General features: G+C 40.8%; 21 protein-coding genes. 17 read left to right on the plus strand and 4 right to left on the minus strand.

The window, feature by feature from the left end:
* Positions 1–5: 5 nt before the first annotated feature.
* The 4 genes from ABJE44_RS05935 to glpK form a co-directional block, all read right to left on the minus strand.
* Complete coding sequence (locus tag ABJE44_RS05935) at positions 6–1,874, minus strand: MHYT domain-containing protein (protein WP_348113200.1); 1,869 nt, start codon at positions 1,872–1,874, stop codon at positions 6–8.
* On the minus strand, positions 1,865–1,999 hold the full coding sequence (locus ABJE44_RS05940) for a hypothetical protein (protein ID WP_348113199.1): 135 nt from the start codon (positions 1,997–1,999) through the stop codon (positions 1,865–1,867). Before ABJE44_RS05940 ends, ABJE44_RS05935 begins: the two co-directional genes overlap by 10 nt.
* A 104-nt stretch (positions 2,000–2,103) precedes the next feature.
* Positions 2,104–3,162 (minus strand): aldose epimerase family protein, encoded by a 1,059-nt coding sequence (locus ABJE44_RS05945; RefSeq protein WP_348113198.1) that lies wholly within the window; start codon positions 3,160–3,162, stop codon positions 2,104–2,106.
* On the minus strand, positions 3,159–4,652 hold the full coding sequence (gene glpK / locus ABJE44_RS05950) for a glycerol kinase GlpK (protein ID WP_348113197.1): 1,494 nt from the start codon (positions 4,650–4,652) through the stop codon (positions 3,159–3,161). Before glpK ends, ABJE44_RS05945 begins: the two co-directional genes overlap by 4 nt.
* A 399-nt stretch (positions 4,653–5,051) precedes the next feature.
* Between glpK and mraZ the strand changes: the two genes are divergently transcribed.
* From mraZ to ABJE44_RS06035, 17 genes are all read left to right on the plus strand, one after another.
* The gene (mraZ, locus tag ABJE44_RS05955; RefSeq protein ID WP_348113196.1) at positions 5,052–5,510 is read left to right on the plus strand and encodes a division/cell wall cluster transcriptional repressor MraZ; all 459 of its coding nucleotides are present in this window, start codon (positions 5,052–5,054) and stop codon (positions 5,508–5,510) included.
* Positions 5,510–6,445 carry a 16S rRNA (cytosine(1402)-N(4))-methyltransferase RsmH gene (rsmH, locus tag ABJE44_RS05960; protein ID WP_348113195.1) on the plus strand — a complete coding sequence of 312 codons (936 nt, stop codon included), beginning with the start codon at positions 5,510–5,512 and terminating at the stop codon, positions 6,443–6,445. Before mraZ ends, rsmH begins: the two co-directional genes overlap by 1 nt.
* Positions 6,442–6,762 (plus strand): cell division protein FtsL, encoded by a 321-nt coding sequence (gene ftsL / locus ABJE44_RS05965; protein WP_133470103.1) that lies wholly within the window; start codon positions 6,442–6,444, stop codon positions 6,760–6,762. Before rsmH ends, ftsL begins: the two co-directional genes overlap by 4 nt.
* Entirely contained in the window at positions 6,759–8,600 is a 1,842-nt protein-coding gene (locus ABJE44_RS05970; RefSeq protein WP_348113194.1) for a penicillin-binding transpeptidase domain-containing protein, read from the plus strand. Before ftsL ends, ABJE44_RS05970 begins: the two co-directional genes overlap by 4 nt.
* Positions 8,590–10,149: a UDP-N-acetylmuramoyl-L-alanyl-D-glutamate--2,6-diaminopimelate ligase gene (gene murE, locus ABJE44_RS05975; RefSeq protein WP_348113193.1), complete on the plus strand. Its 1,560-nt coding sequence runs from the start codon at positions 8,590–8,592 to the stop codon at positions 10,147–10,149. The genes ABJE44_RS05970 and murE overlap by 11 nt, the downstream gene beginning before the upstream one ends.
* Positions 10,146–11,552, plus strand: coding sequence for a UDP-N-acetylmuramoyl-tripeptide--D-alanyl-D-alanine ligase (murF, locus tag ABJE44_RS05980; protein ID WP_348113192.1), 1,407 nt, complete (start codon positions 10,146–10,148; stop codon positions 11,550–11,552). The genes murE and murF overlap by 4 nt, the downstream gene beginning before the upstream one ends.
* The gene (gene mraY, locus ABJE44_RS05985) at positions 11,546–12,628 is read left to right on the plus strand and encodes a phospho-N-acetylmuramoyl-pentapeptide-transferase (RefSeq protein ID WP_348113191.1); all 1,083 of its coding nucleotides are present in this window, start codon (positions 11,546–11,548) and stop codon (positions 12,626–12,628) included. Before murF ends, mraY begins: the two co-directional genes overlap by 7 nt.
* Before the next feature lie 15 nt (positions 12,629–12,643).
* Positions 12,644–13,951: a UDP-N-acetylmuramoyl-L-alanine--D-glutamate ligase gene (gene murD / locus ABJE44_RS05990; RefSeq protein ID WP_348113190.1), complete on the plus strand. Its 1,308-nt coding sequence runs from the start codon at positions 12,644–12,646 to the stop codon at positions 13,949–13,951.
* Positions 13,948–15,267, plus strand: coding sequence for a cell division protein FtsW (gene ftsW / locus ABJE44_RS05995; protein ID WP_348113189.1), 1,320 nt, complete (start codon positions 13,948–13,950; stop codon positions 15,265–15,267). The genes murD and ftsW overlap by 4 nt, the downstream gene beginning before the upstream one ends.
* Complete coding sequence (gene murG / locus ABJE44_RS06000; protein ID WP_348113188.1) at positions 15,260–16,345, plus strand: undecaprenyldiphospho-muramoylpentapeptide beta-N-acetylglucosaminyltransferase; 1,086 nt, start codon at positions 15,260–15,262, stop codon at positions 16,343–16,345. The genes ftsW and murG overlap by 8 nt, the downstream gene beginning before the upstream one ends.
* Positions 16,342–17,799, plus strand: coding sequence for a UDP-N-acetylmuramate--L-alanine ligase (gene murC, locus ABJE44_RS06005; protein ID WP_348113187.1), 1,458 nt, complete (start codon positions 16,342–16,344; stop codon positions 17,797–17,799). Before murG ends, murC begins: the two co-directional genes overlap by 4 nt.
* A 1-nt stretch (position 17,800) precedes the next feature.
* Complete coding sequence (locus tag ABJE44_RS06010; protein WP_348113186.1) at positions 17,801–18,754, plus strand: D-alanine--D-alanine ligase; 954 nt, start codon at positions 17,801–17,803, stop codon at positions 18,752–18,754.
* The gene (locus tag ABJE44_RS06015; protein WP_348113185.1) at positions 18,754–19,512 is read left to right on the plus strand and encodes a cell division protein FtsQ/DivIB; all 759 of its coding nucleotides are present in this window, start codon (positions 18,754–18,756) and stop codon (positions 19,510–19,512) included. The genes ABJE44_RS06010 and ABJE44_RS06015 overlap by 1 nt, the downstream gene beginning before the upstream one ends.
* Positions 19,513–19,568: 56 nt before the next feature.
* Positions 19,569–20,798 (plus strand): cell division protein FtsA, encoded by a 1,230-nt coding sequence (ftsA, locus tag ABJE44_RS06020; protein ID WP_133470113.1) that lies wholly within the window; start codon positions 19,569–19,571, stop codon positions 20,796–20,798.
* 77 nt (positions 20,799–20,875) lie between these two features.
* On the plus strand, positions 20,876–22,048 hold the full coding sequence (gene ftsZ / locus ABJE44_RS06025; RefSeq protein WP_133470114.1) for a cell division protein FtsZ: 1,173 nt from the start codon (positions 20,876–20,878) through the stop codon (positions 22,046–22,048).
* A 163-nt stretch (positions 22,049–22,211) separates the two neighbouring features.
* Positions 22,212–23,129, plus strand: coding sequence for a UDP-3-O-acyl-N-acetylglucosamine deacetylase (gene lpxC, locus ABJE44_RS06030; protein ID WP_348113184.1), 918 nt, complete (start codon positions 22,212–22,214; stop codon positions 23,127–23,129).
* A 258-nt stretch (positions 23,130–23,387) separates the two neighbouring features.
* Positions 23,388–24,281, plus strand: a complete 894-nt coding sequence (locus ABJE44_RS06035; protein WP_348113183.1) for a M23 family metallopeptidase — start codon at positions 23,388–23,390, stop codon at positions 24,279–24,281.
* The last annotated feature ends 138 nt before the right edge of the window (positions 24,282–24,419 follow it).

Raw genomic sequence — 24,419 nt, forward strand, 5'->3', positions numbered from 1 at the left:
GTTGTTTATGAAATGGGTAAGGATATTTTGAATTGCGTTCCTACGTTGACTTCGCTTTCAACTTCAATTTTTCCATTGTGTTTTTCTACTATCACCGAATATGCCATGCTTAACCCTTGGCCTGTGCCTTTTCCTACATCTTTTGTAGTGAAAAAAGGGTCAAAAATTCTGCTTTTCACTTTGCTTGTCATTCCTATTCCGTTGTCACAGATTAATATTTCCATATATTGACCTGCTTGGGTCACGTTAATCTCAATAGTGCCTAACTCAGCACTTTTTTGACCATTCTTAGCTTCAATTGCATGGGCTGCATTGACTATACAATTGAGGATGACCTGATTAAATTCGTCTCGTAAACACTTTATTTTTGGGAGGTTTTCTGTGTAACTAGTTGTCAGTTCTGCGATATACCGCCATTCGCTTCGAGATACGGTTATATTTGAATTAATTGCTTCAGCTATATCTACTAGGCTCATTTCACCTGGGCTGGAATGGGAAAATGACTTCATTGCTCCTACTATCTTTTTGACTCTTTCAAGGCCATATATTGATTGTGTTATTGCTAGAGGTATTTCTTCGATAACAAATTCCATATCGTTTTCTTTAAATAATGTAATTATCTCTTTTAGTTCACTTGATGAGATTTCTGAAGGTTCTTTGTCTACTAAAGCTTGTGTTTTACGTAAGATTTTTAAACAGCTTTCAAAGGCTGTATTTAAGAACATAGTATTATCTGAAACATATTGTGCGGGTGTATTTATTTCATGTGCAATTCCAGCAGATAACTGCCCTATGGACTCTAACTTTTGTGACTGCCTTAATTGTTGTTCTAATTGAACTCTTTCAGTTATATCTCTTACTACACAGTTAAAAATAGTATGATTTTTGGTTGTTAACAATATTCTGGAAAAATGAATCTCCACTGGGAAATAACTCCCGTCTAGTTTAATACCATGTGTGACTAAGGTTTTTCCTAGTTGTTCTTTTAATTTTTCATGTAAAGACGCTGCTTTTAAATCTTTAACTTTGTCTGTATCAATTAGGGTTTCAATATTGTTGCCAATTATCGATTCTTTGGGGTAACCAAACATTAGTGCCCCAGCAGAATTGATACTCTCAACTATGCCAGAGGATCTCATTGTCAATAATCCATCTGCCATATGTTCTAGTATGTCTTTTTCTCGAATGGCATTTTCTTCAATTTTTTGCTCTGCTTGTTGTAACTTATCTTCAATTAATGCACAGAGGATCGTAGTGGCAACAATAACAAATACGATACCAGCTATGGCCAATGAAAATGCTATAGCACTATCGCTCATCGATTGATGTTTTAAAACAGTATGAGCATCAATATGATAATTTGCAGCGGACATTGCAATATAATGCATGCCTGCAACGGCTGCCCCCATCGCAATTGAGCTTGGAATTTTAGCGATTAAAGTGTGTTTAACATTGCTGTTAAACGCTTTAATTGAATAAATCGCTATCATGGCCAAAATGAAAGCAGTAGCAATAGAGGTTATAAAAAGAGATAGGTTGTAGCTCATAATCGCATTCATTTTCATTGCCTCCATACCAGTGTAATGCATAGAGCCAATTGCTAGGGCTAGGTAGGTTGAACACAACAATATTGATACAAAGGAAAACTTTTCTTCACTTAACCTACCAAGAGCTAGAAAAGTCCCAACCATAGGGGTGATTACAGATAGGATAGTGAGACCAATGTCATATGACATGTGAATAGGAAGAATGAAAGCCATCATGCCAGTAAAGTGCATGGCCCAAACACCTAAGCCAAACACTATACTTCCAAATATTTTCCACAACAGTCGTGTTTTACTGGTTTGAGACTGCCAAGCTCGCTCTAGAACCACAAAAGAGCAAAGGCTGCAAAGTTAGAAATTAAAAATGAAAGAATAATAACGAAGAAGTTATATTCTCCTTCTATGACCTGAAGGTTTTCTAAAGAGGTGGTATTAAAGCGCCAAAATTCTAACATCGTACCTTCCTTTTTTACTTGGCAATAGTATGACTATAATTTAGGTTTACCTTTTTGATTTCCTAAAGAAATTGAAATGCAATCTATCACTTAATTTACCTAGTTTAAAACAGTACCTCGTATTCTGTTACGGAATAAAACTCTTCACCTGACTTCAAAGTGGTGCTCGGGAATGCCGGTTTGTTGGGCGAATCGGCATAAAATTGAGTTTCAAAACATACACCATGTCTAGCGTGATATAAGGCCCCGTCTTTACCTTTTTTGTTACTTAGATGGTTGGCGGTGAATATTTGCATGCCAGGCATATTGGTATATACCTTCAAGGTAATGCCCCCATCTTCCGTTTGAGCCTGTGCTGCATAAGTCGCAACCTTTGATTCAGCTGAGTAATAATCTAAACATAGGTTATGGTCTAAACCATTGCCAAACTGTATTTGTTCATTTGTTGTAGATAAAGGTAGCGCAATATTAGTTAATGGTCTGAAATCAAAAGGAGTATCGTCTACTACCGCTATTTCTCCAGTCGGCACTCCTTCGTTATCAATGGGGGTGTATTGGCTAGCTAATATTTGTATCTTGTGTTCTTTAATTGTCCCCTTGTTATGGCCATTTAAATTGAAATAACTATGGTTTGTGGGGTTAAATACTGTGCTTTGAGAACTGCTTGCAAAGTACTCTATTTTTAATCTATTGTGCTCCGTTAAGGTGTAGATTACTTTGACATGAATATCTCCCGGAAATCCTTGGTCACCATCTTCACTTCTCAGTTCTAACAAGATGGAAGGATTTTCAGAGTCAGATAAAACAGAACTAGCCCATATTTGTTTGCTAAAACCTTGGCTACCACCATGTAAACAGTGATCACCTAAATTGATATCAGTTTGATAATCAACACCTTCTAAAGTGAATTGTCCTTTAGCAATGCGGTTGGCATAGCGGCCAACTAATGCGCCAAAAGAGCTGTCATCGTGTAAATAGTCCTCAAGGGTATCGTAACCCAACACAATATCTGTTGTCGTGTCTTCTGAGGTAGGGATTAGCCAGCGCCTAATCACACCGCCGAGATTTAGAATGTCAAGGCTCACTCCTCGGCTATTGCTTAAGGTGTACTGAGTAATGGCTTTGCCGTTTTCCATGGTTCCGAAAAGAGTTTGTTTAATCATGCATTAAATCCTAAGGTACTTTGAATGGCGCTAGACCATCCTTTAAGTAATTTTTGTCTTAATTCTTGAGTCATATCTGATTCAAAATGAGCTTCAATTTGGTTCATTGATATTAGCTCTTCTTTTGATTGATAAATTCCAGCTTGTAATCCAGCCAAATAAGCCGCACCTAAGGCTGTGGTTTCCATTATTTTCGGCCGTTCTACTTTAATATTTAATATTCCAGCTAGAAATTGGCAGACCCAATTATTAGCGACCATACCGCCGTCTACCCTTAAAAGTGTTGGTTTTACTCCATCTTCACTCATTGCTTTAAATAAGTCGAAAGTTTGTAAACAAACTGACTCTAAGGCAGCTCTAACTAAATGCGCGCTAGTGGTTCCGCGGCTGAGTCCGTAAATAGCCCCTCTGGCATTGGGCTCCCAATAGGGCGCGCCTAAACCTGTAAAAGCAGGTACTAAATATACGCCATGGTCATCACCAATACTTTGAGCTAATAATTCAGTTTCTGAGGCCTTTTGAATTAAGTGTAACCCGTCTCGCAACCATTGAATTGCAGCTCCGGCAACAAAAATGGAACCCTCTAAAGCGTAATGAGTTTGCCCTTTTATGGTGTAGGCTACAGTAGTAAGTAATTTATTTTTAGATTTTAAAACTTTATTTCCGGTATTTAGCATCACAAAACAGCCCGTACCATAGGTACTTTTTATTGCCCCATTTTGAAAACAACACTGGCCTATGCTTGCAGCATGTTGGTCACCAGCGACACCCAAAATAGGAAGGCTGTTTCCTAGAGTCTTGGCGCAGGTTTCTCCGAAGTCATCGGTGCATTCTTTTACAGTCGGCAACAGTGACTGTGGTATGCGAAATAGCTCGAGTAAGTCTTGGTCCCATGCAAGGTCGTGGATGTTGAACAGGTTGGTACGGCTCGCGTTGGTTACGTCAGTGGCATGGACTTTACCTGCAGTTAAACGCCAAATTAGAAAACTATCTATTGTGCCAAAGGCTAACTCACCGGCTTCAGCTTTGTTTCTGGCGCCATCTACCTTGTCTAGAATCCAAGATACTTTTGTGGCTGAAAAATAAGGATCTAATAGTAAGCCTGTACGATTTTGAACCCAATCCAAGTGCCCAGCATCTCTTAAAGTTTTGCATTGTGGGGCGGTGCGTCTGTCTTGCCATACTATGGCGTTATAGATGGGGACCCCCGTTTTTTTATCCCAAACAATTGTAGTTTCTCTTTGGTTGGTGATACCAATAGCGACAACTTCAGCGCCCTTCTTTTTGGCTTCGTTCAAGGCCTGCTTGCATACTTTAAGGGTAGATGACCATATATCTTCTGGGTCATGCTCAACCCAGCCATCATTTGGATAATGTTGCTCAAACGCTAGCTGGGCAAGGGTTACTATTTGTGAGTCTGGGCTAAATACTATCGCCCTTGAAGAGGTTGTCCCTTGGTCTATAGATAAAATACAATTTTTAATGGGCATAAATAACAGGCTCAAATGCAAATTTTAGTTATTGTAGTTGGTATTATTTCTAACGCTAAACTCTGACCCTGTTTAAATCTAGCCATTATTAATTTTAGAAGTATTACCTGAAGATAAGCCTTTATGCTTATTTTAAGTGTCGCTAATTCCTACCACCCATTGTATTTCTCCCGCTATATCAAACACTTCGGCAAGTCCAATAAATTCAAGGGCTGACAACCTCTGAAATTGATGGTTTTAGTCCTTGACATGATGGACGGGTGGTACATAAACTGTGTAATGTGGGTAATAGTGGCACAAAGTGGATCAAAATGGTCTAGAAACAACAAAATTCTTACGAATGTGTTGATAGTCACTTGCACCGATTAATTTTCGATAGATAAAGACAAAGGTTAGACAATGTTTCGCGGCGCCAGTGCAATCAATCTAGATATAAAAGGACGTGTAACGATACCCACAAAGTATCGCCAGTCTTTGCTGGATGATTGTCAGGGGCAACTAGTATGCACTATCGATACCCAACAGCCATGTTTATTGCTTTACCCCCTTCCAGAGTGGGAAGAAATCGAACTAAAGTTAAGTCGCTTGTCTAGTATGAACCCCCATGAACGCCGCATGCAACGTATGTTACTTGGTAATGCAAGTGAAGGTGACATGGACAAAAACGGTCGTTTTTTGCTGAATGCACCATTAAGGCAGCATGCAAAATTAGATAAACAAATTATGTTAGTTGGACAATTTAATAAATTTGAAATTTGGGACGCTGAGGTGTGGCAACAACAAATCACTTTAGATGTTGTTACCGAACAAGAAGGCAATTTTGAACTGACTGAACGACTACAGGATTTTTCTCTTTAATGGATAATGACTTCTCCCATCTGTCAGTTCTCCTGAACGAATCTATCGATGGTTTGGCTATCCAACCTGACGGCATCTATTTGGATGCCACATTTGGTCGTGGTGGACATTCACGACAAATTCTTGCTGCACTATCTGATAAAGGTCGCTTGATCGCTATTGATCGTGACCTAACTGCTATTGAAGCGGCTAAGCAATTTGCAGACGACCCTAGATTTTCTATTCATCACAGAGCGTTTTCTGAATTACAAGAGGTAGCAGAAGAGTTAGGCCTAGTAGGTAAAATAAACGGTATTTTGATGGACTTAGGGGTGTCTTCCCCCCAGTTAGATGATGCTGAACGCGGTTTTAGTTTTATGCGTAAAGGCCCCCTAGATATGCGCATGGATACGAGTAAAGGTATGAGCGCTGCACAGTGGCTAGCCATAGCAGATGAGCAAGATATTACCCAAGTTATAAAAGAGTTTGGTGAAGAAAAGTTTGGTAAACGCATAGCCCATGCCATTGTGAATACCCGTGCCGTCACGCCTATCACCGATACCGCTCAATTGGCACAAATTATCGATGAAGCTGTACCTGTCAAAGACAAATTTAAACATCCTGCGACCCGTGCGTTTCAAGGTATCCGTATTTATGTAAACAGTGAGTTGGATGAAATTAAAACTGGCCTTAAAGCTGCTCTGACTACTTTAGCGCCTAAGGGCAGATTAGCGGTTATTAGTTTTCATTCATTAGAAGATAGATTAGTTAAGCGTTTTATGCGGGAGCAAAGTAGGGGCTTAAATGTACCCCATGGTATGCCGATTATGCAGTCTGAAATAGACGCATCTAAAGCCATGAAAACCGTTGGTAAAGCAACTAAACCTTCCCCTCAAGAATTGGGGGTTAATGTTAGAGCTAGGAGCTCAGTGTTAAGGGTGGCTGAAAAATTATGACCAGTGCCAAAACAAACTTTAATCTCCTTAGTTTTGTTGTTGCTGATTTAGCCCGCCATCCAGTGCGGGTTTTGTTGTTTCTAGCGGTGATGGTTAGTGCTGCCTTAGTCATCCTGAGCGCCCATCATAATAGGCAGATGTCTATTGCCATTGAGCGTCTGATGCAAGAGAAAGATCAATTGGATGTTGAGTGGCGTCACTTGGTATTAGAACAGAGTGCTTTGACTGAACATAACCGCATTGAAGCCTTGGTTAAAAAGCAATTGAATATGCATCGTCCAAAGCCTAGTCAAGAAGTGGTGGTGAGGATCAAATGAGCCGAGCTAAAGCCAACACCCGTAATAATAAAAAAGCTAATCAAGCTAAGATAAACGCTATGCCAGCTCTGCTGCATTGGCGTTATGTGGTTGTGCTCGGGGCTATTTTATTGGTGTTTGTTGGTTTGAGTGCTAGAGCCGTTTATATTCAAGTGGTCTCTCCCGATTTATTGATTAAACGGGGCGATAACCGCACTCTACGAACCAAAGATAACCCATTACATAGAGGTTTAATCACCGACAGAAATGGTCAGCAATTAGCTGTAAGTGTGCCCGTTAGAGCCATTTGGGCAGATCCTAAAGCCATTCATGAGGCTCAACTTGAGGCTCAAAAAGCTGCTGAAGATGATCCAGAGTTTGACCTTGGAGGTTTTAACAAGCAGCAAGCTAAACGCTGGCAAGCACTTGCTGATGTTTTGGGGCAGAATGTAGATTCTTTAAAAAGTAAGATTGCTGATCCCAGTAAACGTTTTGTGTACGTACAGCGTCAAGTGTCACCTGCAATGGCTGACTATGTTGAGCAACTAGAGTTGGCCGGCATTTATTTACGTGATGAGTCTAGACGCTATTATCCAAGTGGTGAGGTGTCAGCTCATGTTGTTGGCTTCACTAATGTAGATGATACTGGCATTGAAGGTGTTGAAAAACTATATGACAAATGGCTAGCGGGTTCTCGCGGCAGCCGTAAAATTCGCCGAGATGGCAAAGGTCGTATGGTTGAGTTGATTGAATTTAAAGAGGGCGAAGCCGCTCAAGATATTCAATTAACAATAGACCAACGGATTCAAGCGATTACCTACAAAGAGCTGAAACAAGCGGTTCAATATTACAAAGCGACTTCAGGTTCGGCTGTGGTGATTGATGTCAACACAGGAGAAATTTTAGCTTTAGTTAATAGTCCCTCATTTAATCCTAATAATCGTTTTGGGGTATCAGCACATCGTATTCGTAATCGAGCAGTAACTGATGCTTACGAGCCCGGCTCATCAATCAAACCTTTGGCTGTACTTAGTGCCTTAGAGTTCGGTGCGGTTGAAGCTGATTCAATGATAGATACATCTCCAGGTTGGATGCACTTAGGAGGCAATATTGTTAGGGATGCTCGTAATTATGGTGAAATTAATTTAACAGATATCATTCGAAAATCTAGCAATATGGGAACCTCCAAATTAGCACTATCCGTACCCAAGGAGTTTTTATTAGATACTTATTACAATGTTGGGTTAATGAGTGATAGCGGGGCTAACTTACTTGGTGAGAGCAACGGTATATTTAATGAAAGGAACCGTTGGTCTGACTTCGAATTATCTACACTATCTTTCGGTTATGGTATTTCAGTTACCGCATTACAGCTAGCTAGAATGTATAGCATTTTAGGCGATGGCGGCATTAAGCGCCCACTGAGTATAGTTAAAACTGATACGCCGGTAGATTCTGAGCGAGTGTTAAGTGAACACGCTACTAAGCAAGTTTTAAACATGATGGAAAGCGTGGTTCAAAAAGGCGGCTCAGCTGAAAAAGCACAAGTACCAGGCTACCGTGTTGCAGGTAAAACAGGTACCAGCCGTAAAGCTGTGAGCAATGGTTACGGAGAAGAGTACGTTAATATTTTTGCTGGTGTCGCACCTGTATCTAACCCGCAATTGGCTGTAGTGATTTTAATTAACGAACCTAAGGGCGAATTATATTATGCCGGGCACACAGCTGCCCCTGTTTTCTCTAAGGTAATGGCTGCTAGTTTACAAATGTTGAATGTTCCCCCAGATAACAAAAGTGTGCCTTCTTTGACTGTTGCATCTCAAGGCCAAAGTGCCATGGAGGCCGCTAATGAAGGCTGATATGGTAAGTATTGATACGCAATTTCATACAGCTTTTGACCAGAGTATTAAGCCGCTACTGGCTAACTTTGGTATTGACGCACCAGACTTATGGGTAGGTGAATTAGTATTAGATAGCCGTAAAGTCGAGATACATAAGGCTTTTGTTGCAGTTAAAGGTTATACCCAAGACGGACGTGACTTTATTCCTCAAGCAATTAGTTTAGGCGCTAAAGTGATTTTGGCTCAATGTGAAGATCAAGCCATGCATGGCCATACCGAAATGCGTGAGCAAACTGTCATAGTGTCCTTCTATCAATTATCAGAAAAATTATCTGAAGTGGCCGCATGTTTCTATCAATATCCTGCCAATTCCATGTCTGTCATTGCTGTAACGGGTACCAATGGTAAAACGTCGACAGTACAACTTATTAATCAATTGGCTGACCTAATGGGCGAACGCAGCGCATCCATTGGTACTTTAGGGTCGGGTGTTTATACAAGCTCATTACAAAATGAACTTAAGACAACGGCTAATACAACCCCAGATGCGATTAGTATGCAGAGTCTGTTGGCAGGATTCGTAGGTGATGGCGTATCACAAGTTGCCTTAGAGGCATCATCACATGCCTTAATACAGCATCGTATCTGTGCCATTAAAACTGACATAGCTATCTTTACTAATTTAAGCCGAGATCACCTTGATTATCATGGTTCTATGTCTGAGTACGCTGCGGCGAAAAGAGTTTTGTTATCACAACCACAGTTGCGATATGCCGTGGTTAATATGAACGACCCTGAACATAAAAATTGGTTGTTAGAAGTTTCAAGTGATGTTTCAGTCGTCCTGTTTGGACAAAACGTTAGTACTGCATCTATCCCTGAAGGGTATCAATACTGCGTCGCAAATAATTTAAGTTTTACCTCTGATGGTATTCGCATGACAGTGTATTCCTCATGGGGTAACTGTGAACTACGTTTATCCCTGTTAGGGGGATTCAATGTATCTAATGTATTAGCAGCAATTTGTAGTCAGTTATGTTTGGGTAAAAGCATGAAACAGATCGCTTACCTTGCTCAAAAGATAAAACCCGTTGCAGGCAGAATGGAAGTCTATAGCCGAGTAGGTAAAGCCAGTATAGTCGTTGATTACGCCCATAGCCCAGATGCACTTGAAAAAGCATTGATTGCATCTAGGCAACATTGTAAAGGCAGGCTTTGGTGTGTATTTGGTGCTGGTGGAGACAGAGATACGGGTAAACGGCCTTTAATGGGAGAAATAGCTGAGACCTTAGCAGATCAGGTAATTTTAACCGATGACAACGTTCGCAGCGAAAATCCAGAGCAGATCATCAACGATATCCTAGCTGGGTGCGTTAAACCTCAAAATATCTTAGTGGAGCATGATCGCAAAACCGCGATTCAAAAAGCATATTCCCATACTTCTAGTGATGACATGGTTTTAGTGGCAGGTAAGGGCCATGAGAATTATCAAGTGATTGGCAATAACACAGTACCTTACGATGAGCGGTATTTCGTTTCACAATTTCAGAAAGGCAAAATAATATGATCCCGGTTTCACTGTCATGGGTTGCAGACAAAGTTAATGGGCAACTAGTTGATTTAAGCAATCAAGATTTAGTCATTGATGGTGTAAGCACTGATACCAGAAGTATTCAAACTGGTGATTTGTTTGTGGCCCTTGAAGGCCCTAATTTTGATGGCCATAAATTTATCGAACAAGCAGAACAAAAAGGGGCGACAGCCTTAATCATATCGAAACATGTTGAAACCTCGCTACCTTACATTTTAGTTGAAGATACTAGCCTATCCCTTGGCGATTTGGGCGCTGCTGTGAAAGTAGAGGTATCACCTAAAACCGTAGGTATTACAGGTAGCAGTGGTAAAACGACTGTGAAAGAAATGGTGGCATCCATACTTTCTCGTAAAGGCAAGGTTTTAGCTACAAAAGGTAATTTTAACAATGATTTAGGCGTGCCTATGACACTGCTTAGATTAGAGGCAGATCACGAATTTGCCGTTATTGAAATGGGTGCTAATCATTTAGGTGAGATTGCCTATACCACCAAATTAGTGAAGCCCGATGTCGCTACAATAGTTAACGCAGCTGCAGCTCACTTAGAAGGTTTTGGCAGCTTACTCGGCGTAGCCAGAGCGAAAAGTGAAATATTTAAAGGCTTATCAGACGATGGCCTCGCCGTTGTAAACGCCGATAGCCAATTTGCCGATTTTTGGTTAGGGAAGTTGAAATACAACAAGGTTCAAACCTTCGGTATTGAAAAGCCAGCCGATATTTATGCAGAAGATATTATCTTGGATCTTGATGGCTGCGCTCAGTTTGAATTAGTGACACCTCAAGGGCGTAGAGATATTACTTTGTCTATTCCTGGGATTCACAATGTCAGTAATGCATTAGTCGCTGCGGCAATGGCGTTAAACGTAGGTGCTAGTTTAGAAGATATTCGCGAAGGTTTAAGGACTATGGCCCATGTTGCAGGGCGCTTACATGTTAAACAACTGACTAATCAGGTGAAAATTTTAGATGATACCTACAACGCAAATGTTGCCTCGGTGAATGCTGGTATTGATTTGTTATCGAGTTTTGCAGGTAGAAAAATACTTATCTTAGGTGACATGGGGGAGTTAGGTGAAAAAGCTCGTTATTATCATGAGAAAGTTGGTGAATACGCTAAAGAAAAAGGTATAGATCAGTTATTTAGCCTAGGTGTGTTAAGCCAATCTGCTAGTGACGTGTTTGCTGGTCAAGGTAAGCATTTTAGGACTTTAGAGTCATTAGTTGCATACATTAGTGAAAATGTCTCCATAGAAAAATGTGATATCAGTATTTTAGTTAAAGGATCAAGAAGCGCAAAAATGGAATTAGTTGTAGCGGCGTTGGAGGTATCCCCCTTGGGAAAGCTTGAAAGAATTAGGGAGCGAATTGCATGTTGATGTGGTTAGCCGATTGGCTACAGCAATTTGATAGTGCTTTTAGAGTGTTTTCTTATGTGACCTTGAGAGCGATTTTAAGCACCTTAACGGCTTTACTGATCGCGGTAATTATTGGCCCTAAGATGATTAAGTGGTTGCAAAATATGCAGATTGGTCAAACCATTAGAGATGATGGACCTGAATCCCATTTAGCTAAGTCTGGTACGCCCACTATGGGTGGTCTGTTGATTTTGGCTGCCATTGTATCCAGTGTCTTATTGTGGGCAGACCTGACTAATAGATATGTTTGGGTAACGCTGTTTGTGGTGGTGAGTTACGGCATAATAGGGTTTGTAGATGACTATCGTAAAGTAATACGTAAAGACTCTAGGGGGTTAATTGCTCGTTGGAAATACTTTTGGCAGTCAGCTATCGCTATTGTGGTGGCATTTTACTTGTATTCTAGCCAGCAAAACCCTGCTGAAACCGCACTCTTGGTGCCATTTTTCAAAGAAGTTATGCCGCAAATGGGTCTCTTTTTCTTAGTCACTACCTATTTTGTGTTAGTAGGTTTCAGTAATGCAGTGAACCTAACAGATGGGTTAGATGGCTTAGCGATTGTGCCCGTTATTTTAGTGGCAGGGGCCTTTGCCATTTTTGCCTATGCCACCGGACATATTAACTTTTCAGCTTACTTAAATATTCCTCATTTACCGCTGACGAGTGAACTTGTCATTGTATGTACAGCCATTGTTGGAGCGGGATTAGGTTTCTTATGGTTTAACACTTACCCAGCACAAGTATTTATGGGAGATGTAGGTTCATTATCATTGGGCGCAACTTTAGGAGTGCTGGCTGTATTAGTTAGACAGGAAATCGTATTTATTATCATGGGTGGTATTTTTGTTATTGAAACCCTATCGGTAATCTTACAAGTGGGGTCATTTAAATTGCGAGGTAAACGTATATTTAGAATGGCACCCATTCATCATCACTTTGAATTGAAAGGTTGGCCAGAGCCAAGAGTGATAGTGCGCTTTTGGATTGTGTCTTTAATCCTGGTCCTAATAGGGCTTGCAACCTTGAAATTACGTTAAAGGATTGTCCAAAAAGTGACTAAACTAAACTTAGCTAATAAAAAAATTGTTGTCGTAGGGATGGGCCTGACGGGCCTATCTTGCGTGCGCTTTTTAAAAGCTAAGGGGGCGAAAGTCACTGCCATGGATAGTCGCAGCGAGTTGGCTTTAAAGCTAGACGTGCCTCTGTTTTTAGGGCCATTTGACGGTAGTCGTTTAAATAAGGCTGATTTAATCGTATTGAGTCCAGGTATAGATTTGCACTTACCTGTTATTCAAAACGCAATTCAATCTGGTGTTCAAGTAATTGGTGATATTGAACTGTTTGCACAGTTTAATGAAACGCCAGTTATTGCCATAACAGGCTCAAATGGCAAGTCTACGGTTACACACCTCGTAGTTGAGATGTGTAAAGCTGCCGGCAAAAAAGTCTTAATGGGTGGCAATATCGGCATTCCCGTTTTAGATTTGCTGGAAAAACCTGCCGATATCATTGTTTTAGAAATATCGAGTTTTCAGCTTGAGACTACCTACTCGTTAGCGCCATTAGCGGCAACGGTTTTAAATATAAGTGAAGACCATTTAGACAGGCATGGTGATTTAGAAGCTTATCAAACCATTAAGCTAAGTATTTATCAGCACGCTACAAATATCGTATGTAACCGTGATGATATCTTGTCATATCCGATAAACTCCAAGCCAGCTCTTACGTTTGGAACGTCGAACAGTTCCAATGGCTTTTCTTGGGATAAACAACACAACCGTATTTTGTTGAATCAATTAGCTTACTTAGATGCTCAAAGCTGTTTGTTGGTGGGTGACCACAATATGTTGAACATTCAGGCTGCTGCTGCATTAGCTAAAGTAACGGGTATTGAAGATGAGTATATTAAGCAGGGAGCTAGAGAGTTTGGTGGCCTGCCTCATCGTTGCCAAACGGTTTCTTTGGTCAAAGATATTAGATGGATTAATGATTCTAAAGCCACAAATGTTGGAGCAACCTTAGCGGCCATCAAAGGCTTAATGTCTGACGTAAAAGGTCAGTTAATTCTGATTGCAGGAGGCGAAGGGAAGGGGGCTGATTTTACGCCTTTAAACGAATGTATAGGTGAGTCAGTTGATGCACTCATTACCTTAGGTAAAGACGGTAAACAGATTAGATCTGCTAAATCGGCTAGTTATTCTGTGACCAGTATTCAACAGGCTGTGCAACAAGCTGCTAAGTTGGCAAACTCTGGTGATACTGTTCTCTTATCCCCTGCATGCGCTAGTTTAGATATGTTTGTGAGTTATCAGCAACGTGGCGATTGTTTTGCTAATGCCGTGAAGGAATTAGCAAAGTGAGTACCGTAATTGACAATAACCTTAGTAGCCTTAGACAGTTGTTTACCCAAAAACACGATGCTACCCAGCCCCAAGATAAGTTTAGGCCTTACGACTTAACTTTATTGCTATTAGCTATTGCTCTTATGTCCATTGGTTTAGTGGTGGTTACGTCTGCGTCTATGCCTGCTGCTGAACGTATTTTTCATAATCCATTTCACATCGCAATCCGTCACTCTATCTATATCGTACTAGCCATGATTGCTGCCATGATAGTTATGCAAATTCCTATGCGTTGGTGGAGTATGAGTAATGTTTGGTTATTATTATCTGCGATAATTTTATTAATTGCAGTTTTAGCTGTTGGTAGAACCATTAATGGTTCTACTCGATGGTTGGTGGTAGGGCCCATTACTATTCAAGCAGCTGAGCCTGCTAAATTGTATTTCTTTTGTTATTTGGCTGGTTATTTAGTCCGCAGGCATGAAGACGTGACAGAAAGTGTCAAAGGTTTTTTGAAGCCTTTAGCGGTGTTTTTTGTACTAGCCGTACTGCTATTGGCTCAACCTGATTTAGGTACAGTGGTTGTCATGCTATTCACAACTATTGGTTTATTATTTTTAGCAGGAGCCAAACTCTGGCAATTCTTTAGTTTAGCGATTGCAGGAGTTTTAGCTGTTGTTTCTCTGGTATATGCTGAAGAGTATCGCATTAAACGTATTACTTCATTTTTAGATCCTTGGGCGGATCCATTTGGTAGTGGTTATCAGCTTACCCAATCACTTATGGCTTATGGACGGGGTGATATATTCGGTCAAGGGTTAGGCAATAGTTTACAAAAATTAGAGTATCTTCCAGAAGCTTATAACGATTTTATCATGGCTATTTTGGCTGAAGAACTTGGCTTTGCCGGGGTGTTATCAGTATTGGTTATTATGTTTTGCATAGTAATGAAAGCTATGCGCATTGGCCATTTGGCTCTGGGTAAAGAAAGACCTTTTGAAGGTTACTTGGCTTATTCAATCGGTATTTGGTTCAGTTTGCAAACTGCTGTTAACGTTGGTGCTAGCGCCGGAATTTTACCTACCAAAGGTTTAACCTTTCCATTATTTAGCTATGGCGGTTCGAGTATGATTATTATGTCTATCGCTACGGCTCTGTTGTTGCGTATTGATTTTGAAATGCGAGTAGATGGTATTCAAGCTCTCAATAAAGGTAAGAAAGCCAAAGCTCAAAAACGAACACGTATCAAGCAAGCTAAGCAAGAAGTAACCGATGTAATTGAAGATGTAGAAGTGTCTGCGCCTTATTTCGATGGAGGTGCCAAACATGACTAAGAAATTGTTAGTGATGGCTGGTGGCACCGGGGGGCACGTATTTCCGGGTTTAGCGGTGGCTTCAGAGTTAGCAGCAAAAGGTTGGGATATTCACTGGCTAGGTACCAGTACTCGGATGGAAGCTAACTTAGTACCTAAGGCAGGTTTTTCAATCAGCTTTATTGACGTAGTTGGTGTACGTAACAATGGTCTAGTCACCTTACTTATGGCGCCATTTAAAATTATTAAGTCAATTTGGCAGTCTCATAAAGTGATCAGGACCTTCAAACCTGATGTGGTGATTGGTCTAGGTGGCTTTGCTAGTGGCCCGGGTGGTGTTGCAGCTTGGCTTAACCGCTTGCCCCTTGTGCTCCATGAGCAAAATGCGGTGCCGGGTTTAACTAACAAGCTGTTGTCAAAAATTGCCACGCTAGTACTAACTGGATTTGATCGCACTTTTCCTAAGCAGCTGCCGACTAACTCTAAGTTTAGCTGGGTAGGTAATCCTGTTAGAGCTGAGTTTTCGGCGATACCTGTTAAAGACGTTATTCAGATGCCCTTAAATTTACTAGTTGTGGGTGGCAGTTTAGGCGCACAAGTTTTAAATGAAACTGTGCCTCTCGCTATAAAAGATTTAACTAATATCAATGTACGCCATCAAACTGGAAAAGGTCACTTGCATACAGTACAGCAAAGCTACAAACAGTATGTTAGTGATGAAGCGTGTTACCAATTGAGTGAATTTATCGGTGATATGGCACAAGCATATCAGTGGGCTGATCTGGTTATTTGCCGCGCTGGGGCGTTAACGGTAGCAGAGGTTGCGGCCGCAGGTGTACCCTCAGTATTTGTTCCTTTACCTCATGCTGTTGACGACCATCAAACAAAGAACGCACAGGTATTAGTAGACGCTAATGCAGCCTACTTATTACCTCAGAAACAGTTAACACCAGAAGGGTTAAAAGAAATTATAAAGTCTTCACAGAATTTACCAGAAACCTTATTAGCAATGGGCAAAAATGCAAAAGCAACGGCCCACTTAGATGCTGCAGAAAAAGTTGCACATTTTTGTATTGAATTAAGTGAGCAAGCAGCATGAATATAAATAGCCCCATCCATTATCAAGTGCCAGAGATGCGCAGGATCAAAAATATTCACTTCATTGGAATAGGTGGAGCTGGTATGGGTGGGATTGCTGAAGTTTTGCTAAACGAAGGCTACAACATTTCAGGCTCAGACAGGCAAGCTAACGGTATGACCGAAAGGTTACAAGAGTTAGGTGCAACGATTTATTTTGGACATGCAGAAGCCAATGTGGCAACTGCCAATGTAGTCGTGGTATCGAGTGCCATTGACCCCACTAACCCAGAAATCATTGGAGCGACTGCTAAACGGATCCCGGTCATTCGACGTGCTGAAATGTTGGCAGAATTAATGCGGTTTCGATATGGTGTGGCGGTTGCCGGTACACACGGTAAAACTACTACTACTAGTTTAATTTCAACCATATTTGCAGAAGCTAAGCTAGACCCAACCTTTGTGATTGGTGGCCTGCTAAATAGTGCGGGAACTAACGCCAGATTAGGGGCAAGTAAATACCTAATTGCTGAGGCTGATGAAAGTGATGCGTCTTTTGTACATTTACAGCCCATGGTTTCAGTAGTTACCAATATCGAAGCCGATCACATGGAAACGTATCACGGTGATTTCCAAAAGATGCAGGATACCTATATCGATTTCTTGCACAACTTACCTTTTTATGGCTTGGCAGTATTGTGTGGTGACGACCCAGTTATCCAAGCTTTGTTACCTAGGGTTGGTAGAAAGTACCTAACTTATGGTGTTTCTGAGCAGGTTGATGTTCGCGCCATTAATATCGAACTGGGGTTTAACCAAAGTAGTTTTGATGTGGTACGTAAAGGTAAGGCTAATTTACGAGTTACAGTGAACATTCCAGGGCATCATAATGTCTTAAACTCTTTGGCTGCCATTGCAGTAGCAAGTGATGAAAACATTGACGATGAGTCCATTGTCTCGGCTTTAGGAGGTTTCTCGGGTATTGGCCGTCGCTTTGAGTTATTAGGGGACTACCAGACGAGTAAAGGTCAAGCTATATTGGTTGACGATTATGGACATCACCCCACAGAAGTTGCAGCTACCATAGAGGTTGTTAGAAATAATTGGCCTGACAGGCGTTTGGTGATGGCCTACCAACCCCATAGATATACCCGTACCAGAGATTTGTACGAAGACTTTGTAAAAGTGTTATCAAAGGTTGATGTATTGTTATTACTTGAGGTGTATTCCGCTGGAGAAGAGCCTATTGATGGAGCTGATAGCCGTGCCTTATGTCGCTCGATTCGCAAGCGCGGTGAAGTAGAGCCTATTTATATATCTGACATTCAAGAGTTACCGATATTGTTAGCTGAAACCCTAGATGACCAAGACATAGTGCTGACTCAAGGGGCTGGCAACATTGGGCAAATTGCTAAATTTTTACAGAAGGTTGAATTACAACCAGAATTATTGAGTAAGGGTCTTAAAAGTGATTAATGTGGATCAAAAAGCACCTGAATCATTTGGTAAAGTGGCGGTGATGTTCGGTGGCAACTCGGCTGAGCGAGAAGTCTCATTAAAATCCGGTAAAGCGGTATTAAATAGCTTGCTTGAGGTTGGGGTGAATGCCCATGAGTTCGACCCTGCAGAAAAACCATTAACTGATTTATTAGTCGAAAAGTTTGACCGTGTTGTCATCATGTTACATGGCCGCGGTGGCGAAGATGGATCCCTACAGGGAGCACTTCAGCAGCTTAATATTCCTTATACTGGTACTGAAGTTTTAGGCTCGGCTTTGTGTATGGATAAAATCCGTAGTAAGCAAGTTTGGCAAAGCTTAGGCTTGCCCACTGCGAAATATAAAATTGCTGACAAAAGAAGCTATGATGCGGGATCATGCAAGGTTATAATGGATAGCTTGGGTAATGAGGTTATGGTCAAGCCTGCGCAAGAAGGTTCTAGTATAGGCATGGCCAAAGTAGATAATGCGCAACAATTAGAAACTGCCATTCAAGACGCTTTTAAATACGATAATAAAGTGCTGATTGAACAGTTTGTCCATGGTTCTGAATATACCGTCAGCATATTGAATGGTGAGGCGTTGCCATCTATCAGTATGACAACTCCCAGAGTATTTTATGATTATGCAGCTAAGTATCAAGCCGATAGTACTGTGTATTCTTGCCCAAGTGGTCTATCACCCCAAAAAGAAGCGGCTTTAGCTGAGCTAGCATTAGAGGCTTTTGATGCCGTAGCAGGCTCTGGTTGGGGGCGAGTGGATTTTATGCAAGATAAATTAGGGAAATTGTATTTGTTAGAGGCGAATACAGTACCTGGTATGACAGAAAAAAGCTTAGTGCCTATGTCGGCTAAACAAGCAGGTTTAAGTTTTACAGATTTGTCATTAGCTATATTGGCGACATCAGAGTTGCTTGAAGGTAAAGAAGCCTAATGAGTGAGGTGCCTTTACTTGAAAAGCCCAGTAAAGGCTCGCAGTTTTATGTGGGTTTGGCGTTTTTTGTTGCCGTAATAATTTTTTTAATTATAGGCGTCATAAAACTGAATGCATGGTTAGAAGACGAGCAACAGGCACCCGTACAAAATATTGTAGTGTCTGGTAACAGAACATTTATTGATGATGTTGAGATTGAAGCTTTAGTTAAACGAACTCAATCAGGCAGCTTTTTTGAGCTTAATGTGAATGAAACCCACAAAACGGTAGAAGCACTACCTTGGGTATATAGAGCATCGGTTCGTAAACGCTGGCCCAGTGGGTTAGAAATATTTGTGGTGGAGCAAACCCCTACCGCCATTTGGAACAGTGATATGTTGTTAAATAAGAATGGCGATGTATTTAATGCTCAAATAAATGACCCTACTGTGGTGAAGCAATTGAAGCTGCCAAGTTTATTTGGTCCAGGTGGTAGTGAACAAACAGCATTGCAAGGTTATAGAAATATGCAATCGCTTTTAGATTCCACCAGTTTACATATAGTGGAAATGTTTTTAAGTGAGCGGTTTGCTTGGAACATTCAATTAAACAATGGCATTAGGTTAAACCTAGGCAGAATTGAATTTATAGATAGATTGCAGAGGTTCGTGGATTTGTATCCACTAATTTCAGAGCAAGATAAGCAAGTAGATTATGTGGACTTGCGTTACGACACAGGTTTGGCTGTAGGCTGGAAAACAACCGCAGACCAAGTTTGAATTAGATAATTGAGAATTAAATATCGTGAGTGTGAATATTGAGAGAGCTTGGCAAAATGTCTAAGGGTACCGAAAGAAAGTTAATTGTTGGCTTAGATATAGGCACTAGTAATGTTAAAGCGATTGTGGGCGAGCTGCTTGACGATAACTCTATTAGTATTGTGGGTGTAGGAAGCCATGCCTCAAAAGGTATGGATAAGGGCGGAGTAAATGACCTGAATTTAGTTGTTCAGTCCGTTAAACGTGCAGTACATGAAATGGAGCTAATGGCTGATTGCAGTGTGTCATCCGTATTTATGGCAATTTCCGGACGTCATGTGAAATGTCAAAATGAAAGTGGCATGGTTCCTATTAACAATAAAGAAGTGACCCAAGAAGATGTAGATAATGTAGTGCATGCTGCTCGGTCTGTACCAATTGCTGCAGAGCGCCGTTTGTTACATGTATTGCCTCAAGAATTTACAATTGATGTTCAAGAAGGCATCAAAAACCCTATTGGAATGTCTGGGGTTAGAATGGAAGCCCAAGCGCATATTATTACTTGCGCTGATGATATGGCTAAAAATTTGGTGAAGTGTGTTGAACGTTGTGATTTGACCGCAGACCAACTGATATTTTCAGCGCTAGCTTCTAGTTACGCAGTGGTAACCGATGATGAAAAAGAGCTAGGTGTCTGTGTGGTTGATATAGGCGGCGGCACCATAGATTTAGTGATTTATACCGATGGTGCTATTCGACATACCGCGGTAATACCGGCTGCGGGTAATCAAATTACGAGTGATATAGCGAAAATTTTTAGAACGCCGATAAGTCATGCAGAAGAAATAAAAATCAACTATGCCTGTGCTTTAAAAGACATGGTGAGTATGGAAGAAAGTATAGAAGTGCATAGTGTTGGCGGTCGTCCATCAAGAGCTATGTCCAGGCATACTCTTGCAGAGGTAATTGAGCCTAGATATCAAGAACTGTTTGAGCTGGTGCATGATGAAATACGTGCTAGTGGGTTCGAAGAACAAATAGCCGCAGGCATAGTGTTAACTGGCGGAACTGCGAAAATGGAAGGGGCTGTAGAGTTTGCCGAAGAAATTTTCCAAATGCCGGTTCGAGTAGGAGAGCCTTTAGAAATGAAAGGGCTATCTGAATATGTCGACGATGCAAAATTTGCCACTGCAGTCGGATTACTGCAATACGGTAAAGAACATTTAGTGAGTCAACTTGCTAGTAAAGCGAAAGCTAGTGATGGGGCTTGGCAACGAATTCAAAGTTGGTTTAAAGGTGAGTTTTAATCATTTAAGCCAAAATAATATGGCAACAGGCAAGGACGGATCCCTGATTGCTTTTATGTACAAACCGGAGAGTAAATATGTTTGAGTTAATGGATAGTCATAGCGAAGAAGCAATAATAAAAGTTATTGGTGTTGGTGGTGGTGGAGGCAATGCTGTTGAGCATATGGTTTCCCAAAGCATTGAAGGTGTTGAGTTTATTGCCATTAATACCGATGCGCAGGTGTTACGCAGCTCAGCTGCTAACGTGACTTTACAAATAGGGTCTGGCGTAACTAAAGGGTTAGGAGCTGGCGCAAATCCAAATATTGGACGCCAAGCTGCAGAAGAAGACCGAGAAACTATTCGTCAAAGCCTTGAAGGTGCCGATATGGTATTTATCACTGCTGGCATGGGTGGCGGTACAGGTACTGGTGCTGCTCCAGAAGTGGCTAAAGTGGCGAAAGAGTTAGGAATTTTGACTGTAGCTGTTGTCACTAAACCTTTTCCATTTGAAGGTAGAAAGCGTACTGATTTTGCTGATCAAGGCATAGAAGAGTTATCTAAGTATGTTGATTCGTTAATCACTATACCTAACGAAAAACTTTTAAAAGTGATGGGTAAAGGTACACCTTTATTACAAGCGTTTAGTGCTGCAAACGATATTTTAAGTGGCGCCGTTCAAGGTATTGCAGAATTAATTACACGTCCGGGTTTAATAAATGTGGATTTTGCCGATGTAAGAACTGTCATGTCTGAAATGGGTACCGCCATGATGGGTAGTGGTAGTGCATCTGGTGAAGACAGAGCTGAAGAAGCCTCTGAAAGCGCTATTGCATGTCCGTTATTAGAAGATATTGACTTATCTGGTGCTAGAGGCATATTGGTAAATATTACTGCGGGTCCTGACTTCTCAATTGATGAATTCGAAACTGTGGGTAATGCAGTTAAAGCCTTTGCTTCTGAAAATGCGACAGTGGTAGTTGGTACTGTTATCGATATGGAAATGAGTGATGAGCTAAGAGTAACGGTTGTTGCTACAGGCATCGGAGCTGAAAAAAAGCCGGACATCTCACTTGTTTCTAATAGAGCTAGCAAAGTTATTGCTGATGGTAGTGAATTCAAACTACAAGCTAATGGCTCAAATGCAATGCCAAGTGCGAATGCAATGCCAGAGCAAGCAAAATCTGTTGCCAGCGAAGAGAAAGTCGATCCGGGAAATGATTTGGAGTATTTAGATATTCCAGCATTTTTACGTAAACAGGCGGATTAGGTAATTAAAGGGAATTATTTTGTAATTATAAGGTCTTAACTTAGTATCGATTTTAATATTTGCATTAAGATAGATATAAATGTGACACTATTTTGACAAAGTAACGATTTTTTTATACTATACGCGCCGCTTTTTATTCCATTAGGTTATTGATCGAAAGGTTATGATTAAACAACGCACTATCAAACAATCTGTAAAAGAGACAGGGATTGGTCTGCATAAAGGGGATAAGGTCACTATGACTCTCCGGCCAGCGCCTGCGAATACGGGGATCGTATTTCGCCGCGTGGACCTTGAACCTTATGCCGATATACCTGCTCGTGCTGATTCTGTGGGCGACACTATGTTGTGTACCTGCATTAGTAACTCTGATGGTGTAACTATATCTACCGTAGAACACTTAGCCTCAGCATTAGCTGGCTTAGGTATTGATAATATTATTGTTGAAGTGGACAGTGACGAGTTACCTATCATGGATGGTAGTGCGAGTCCGTTTATTTTCTTACTGCAGTCTGCAGGTATAGAAGAAATAAACACAGCTAAACAATTTATTAAAATTACCAAAGCGATTAAAGTTGAAGAAGACGATAAATGGGCTGAGTTGAGACCATATGATGGTTTCAGAGTAGATTTTAGAATTGACTTTGATCACCCAGTGATAAGTGAAACCCGCCAGCATATGGTGTTGGATTTTGATTCTTCATCTTATGTTGATGAAGTGAGCCGCGCGCGAACCTTTGGGTTTATGAAAGATTTAGAATATATGCATTCCCATAACCTAGCATTAGGTGGAAGCATGGAGAATGCTGTAGCTCTTGATGAATATAGGGTGCTTAATCCAGAAGGATTGAGATATAGTGATGAGTTTCTTAAGCACAAAATACTTGATGCTATTGGTGACTTATATTTAGGTGGTCATAGTATTGTTGGAGAGTTGGTTGCATACAAAACAGGCCATGGCTTGAACAACAAATTGTTAAACGCTCTACTTCAAAACAAAGAGTGTTGGGAGTTTGTTAGTTATGACACGCCAGAAGAATTGCCCATTCGTTTCGCCTCTCCATTTTTGGTCACAAACTAAGCCAATGTTAAATGCATTGCTAAACTTGGCAATGCATATTTTCTTACATCAAAAATTTCAAAAAACTCGTATATTTAGCCTGCACCTAAGGTTATCTTATGTGTATACAAAAGATGTCTTACGTTGCTGTTGTAATACCTTGAATCACTTTAACTTGTTGATATCGTGATTTATGCTATCGTACCTAGCTTGATGCACTTATGCGTTAGCATGACAGGGAGGTGTGTATGATAAATATTTTAAAGGTAGTCATTAGTAATGAAATTAACGTTACTGTTTAGAAGTAAAGAAAAAAAACTAGTTCTAAATATTAATAAGCAAAAGTTAACGCTTGCGCTTGTGGCTGTCTGTGGAATTTTCTTAGTATCTAGTCGCTCTACTTCTTCATTAGAAGAAGATATTGTACGTATTCACTATGCCAAGTCAGGTTTTGACGAGCAGGCAAACGAACTCGATTCTTTAAAAACCTCTACTGAACAACGTATGACAGGGATGATGTTGAAATTAGCTGAAATTGAAAGCGAAATGCAACATTTAGACTTGTTGGGTGAAAGGCTGGTTGCAGAAGCAAACCTTAACCCTGAAGAGTTTAGTTTTAGCGAAGATCTAAGCCAGGAAGTTGTCACTCCCCTAGCGAAGGATGACTTATTAATTAAAATGCAAAGCATGTTAGAACAGATTCAAAATAAATCTGTTCAGTTGAGTGCCCTTGAATCTTTGATGTTAAGTCGCCATATACAAGATGAAAGTAGATTAGAAGGGAAACCGATAAAGTCTGGCTGGTTGTCGTCTTATTATGGTGTGCGTAAAGACCCCTTCACTGGTAAACCAGCTTTACATAAAGGTTTAGATTTTGCCGGTAAAGAAGGTGAGCCTGTGATATCAACAGGGTCTGGAATAGTCACTTGGGCGGGCTCCCGTTATGGATACGGCAATTTAGTTGAAATTAATCACGGTAATGGATTAACAACGCGGTACGGGCACAATAAATCACTTAATGTTAAGATTGGTGATGTGGTGACAAAAGGTCAAAATATTGCTGTTATGGGTAATACTGGCCGTTCTACTGGTGCCCATGTTCATTATGAAGTGATTCGTAAAGGCAAGCAACTTGACCCCTTGCCATTCGTTTATCGTAAAAAAGGGTCTTAAACCCAGAGTTAGAAACCGTAGCGTTTATTTTATACCAGCAATCGGCTCTTATGAGCCGATTGTTTTATGTTAGATTCGGGCCATATTGGCCACATGTATTTGTGCGAATGCGCAATGAAATTTGTAAATTACTTAGAT

This window comes from Paraglaciecola sp. (genome assembly GCF_039942875.1).
In the GTDB taxonomy this organism is placed as follows: domain Bacteria; phylum Pseudomonadota; class Gammaproteobacteria; order Enterobacterales; family Alteromonadaceae; genus Paraglaciecola.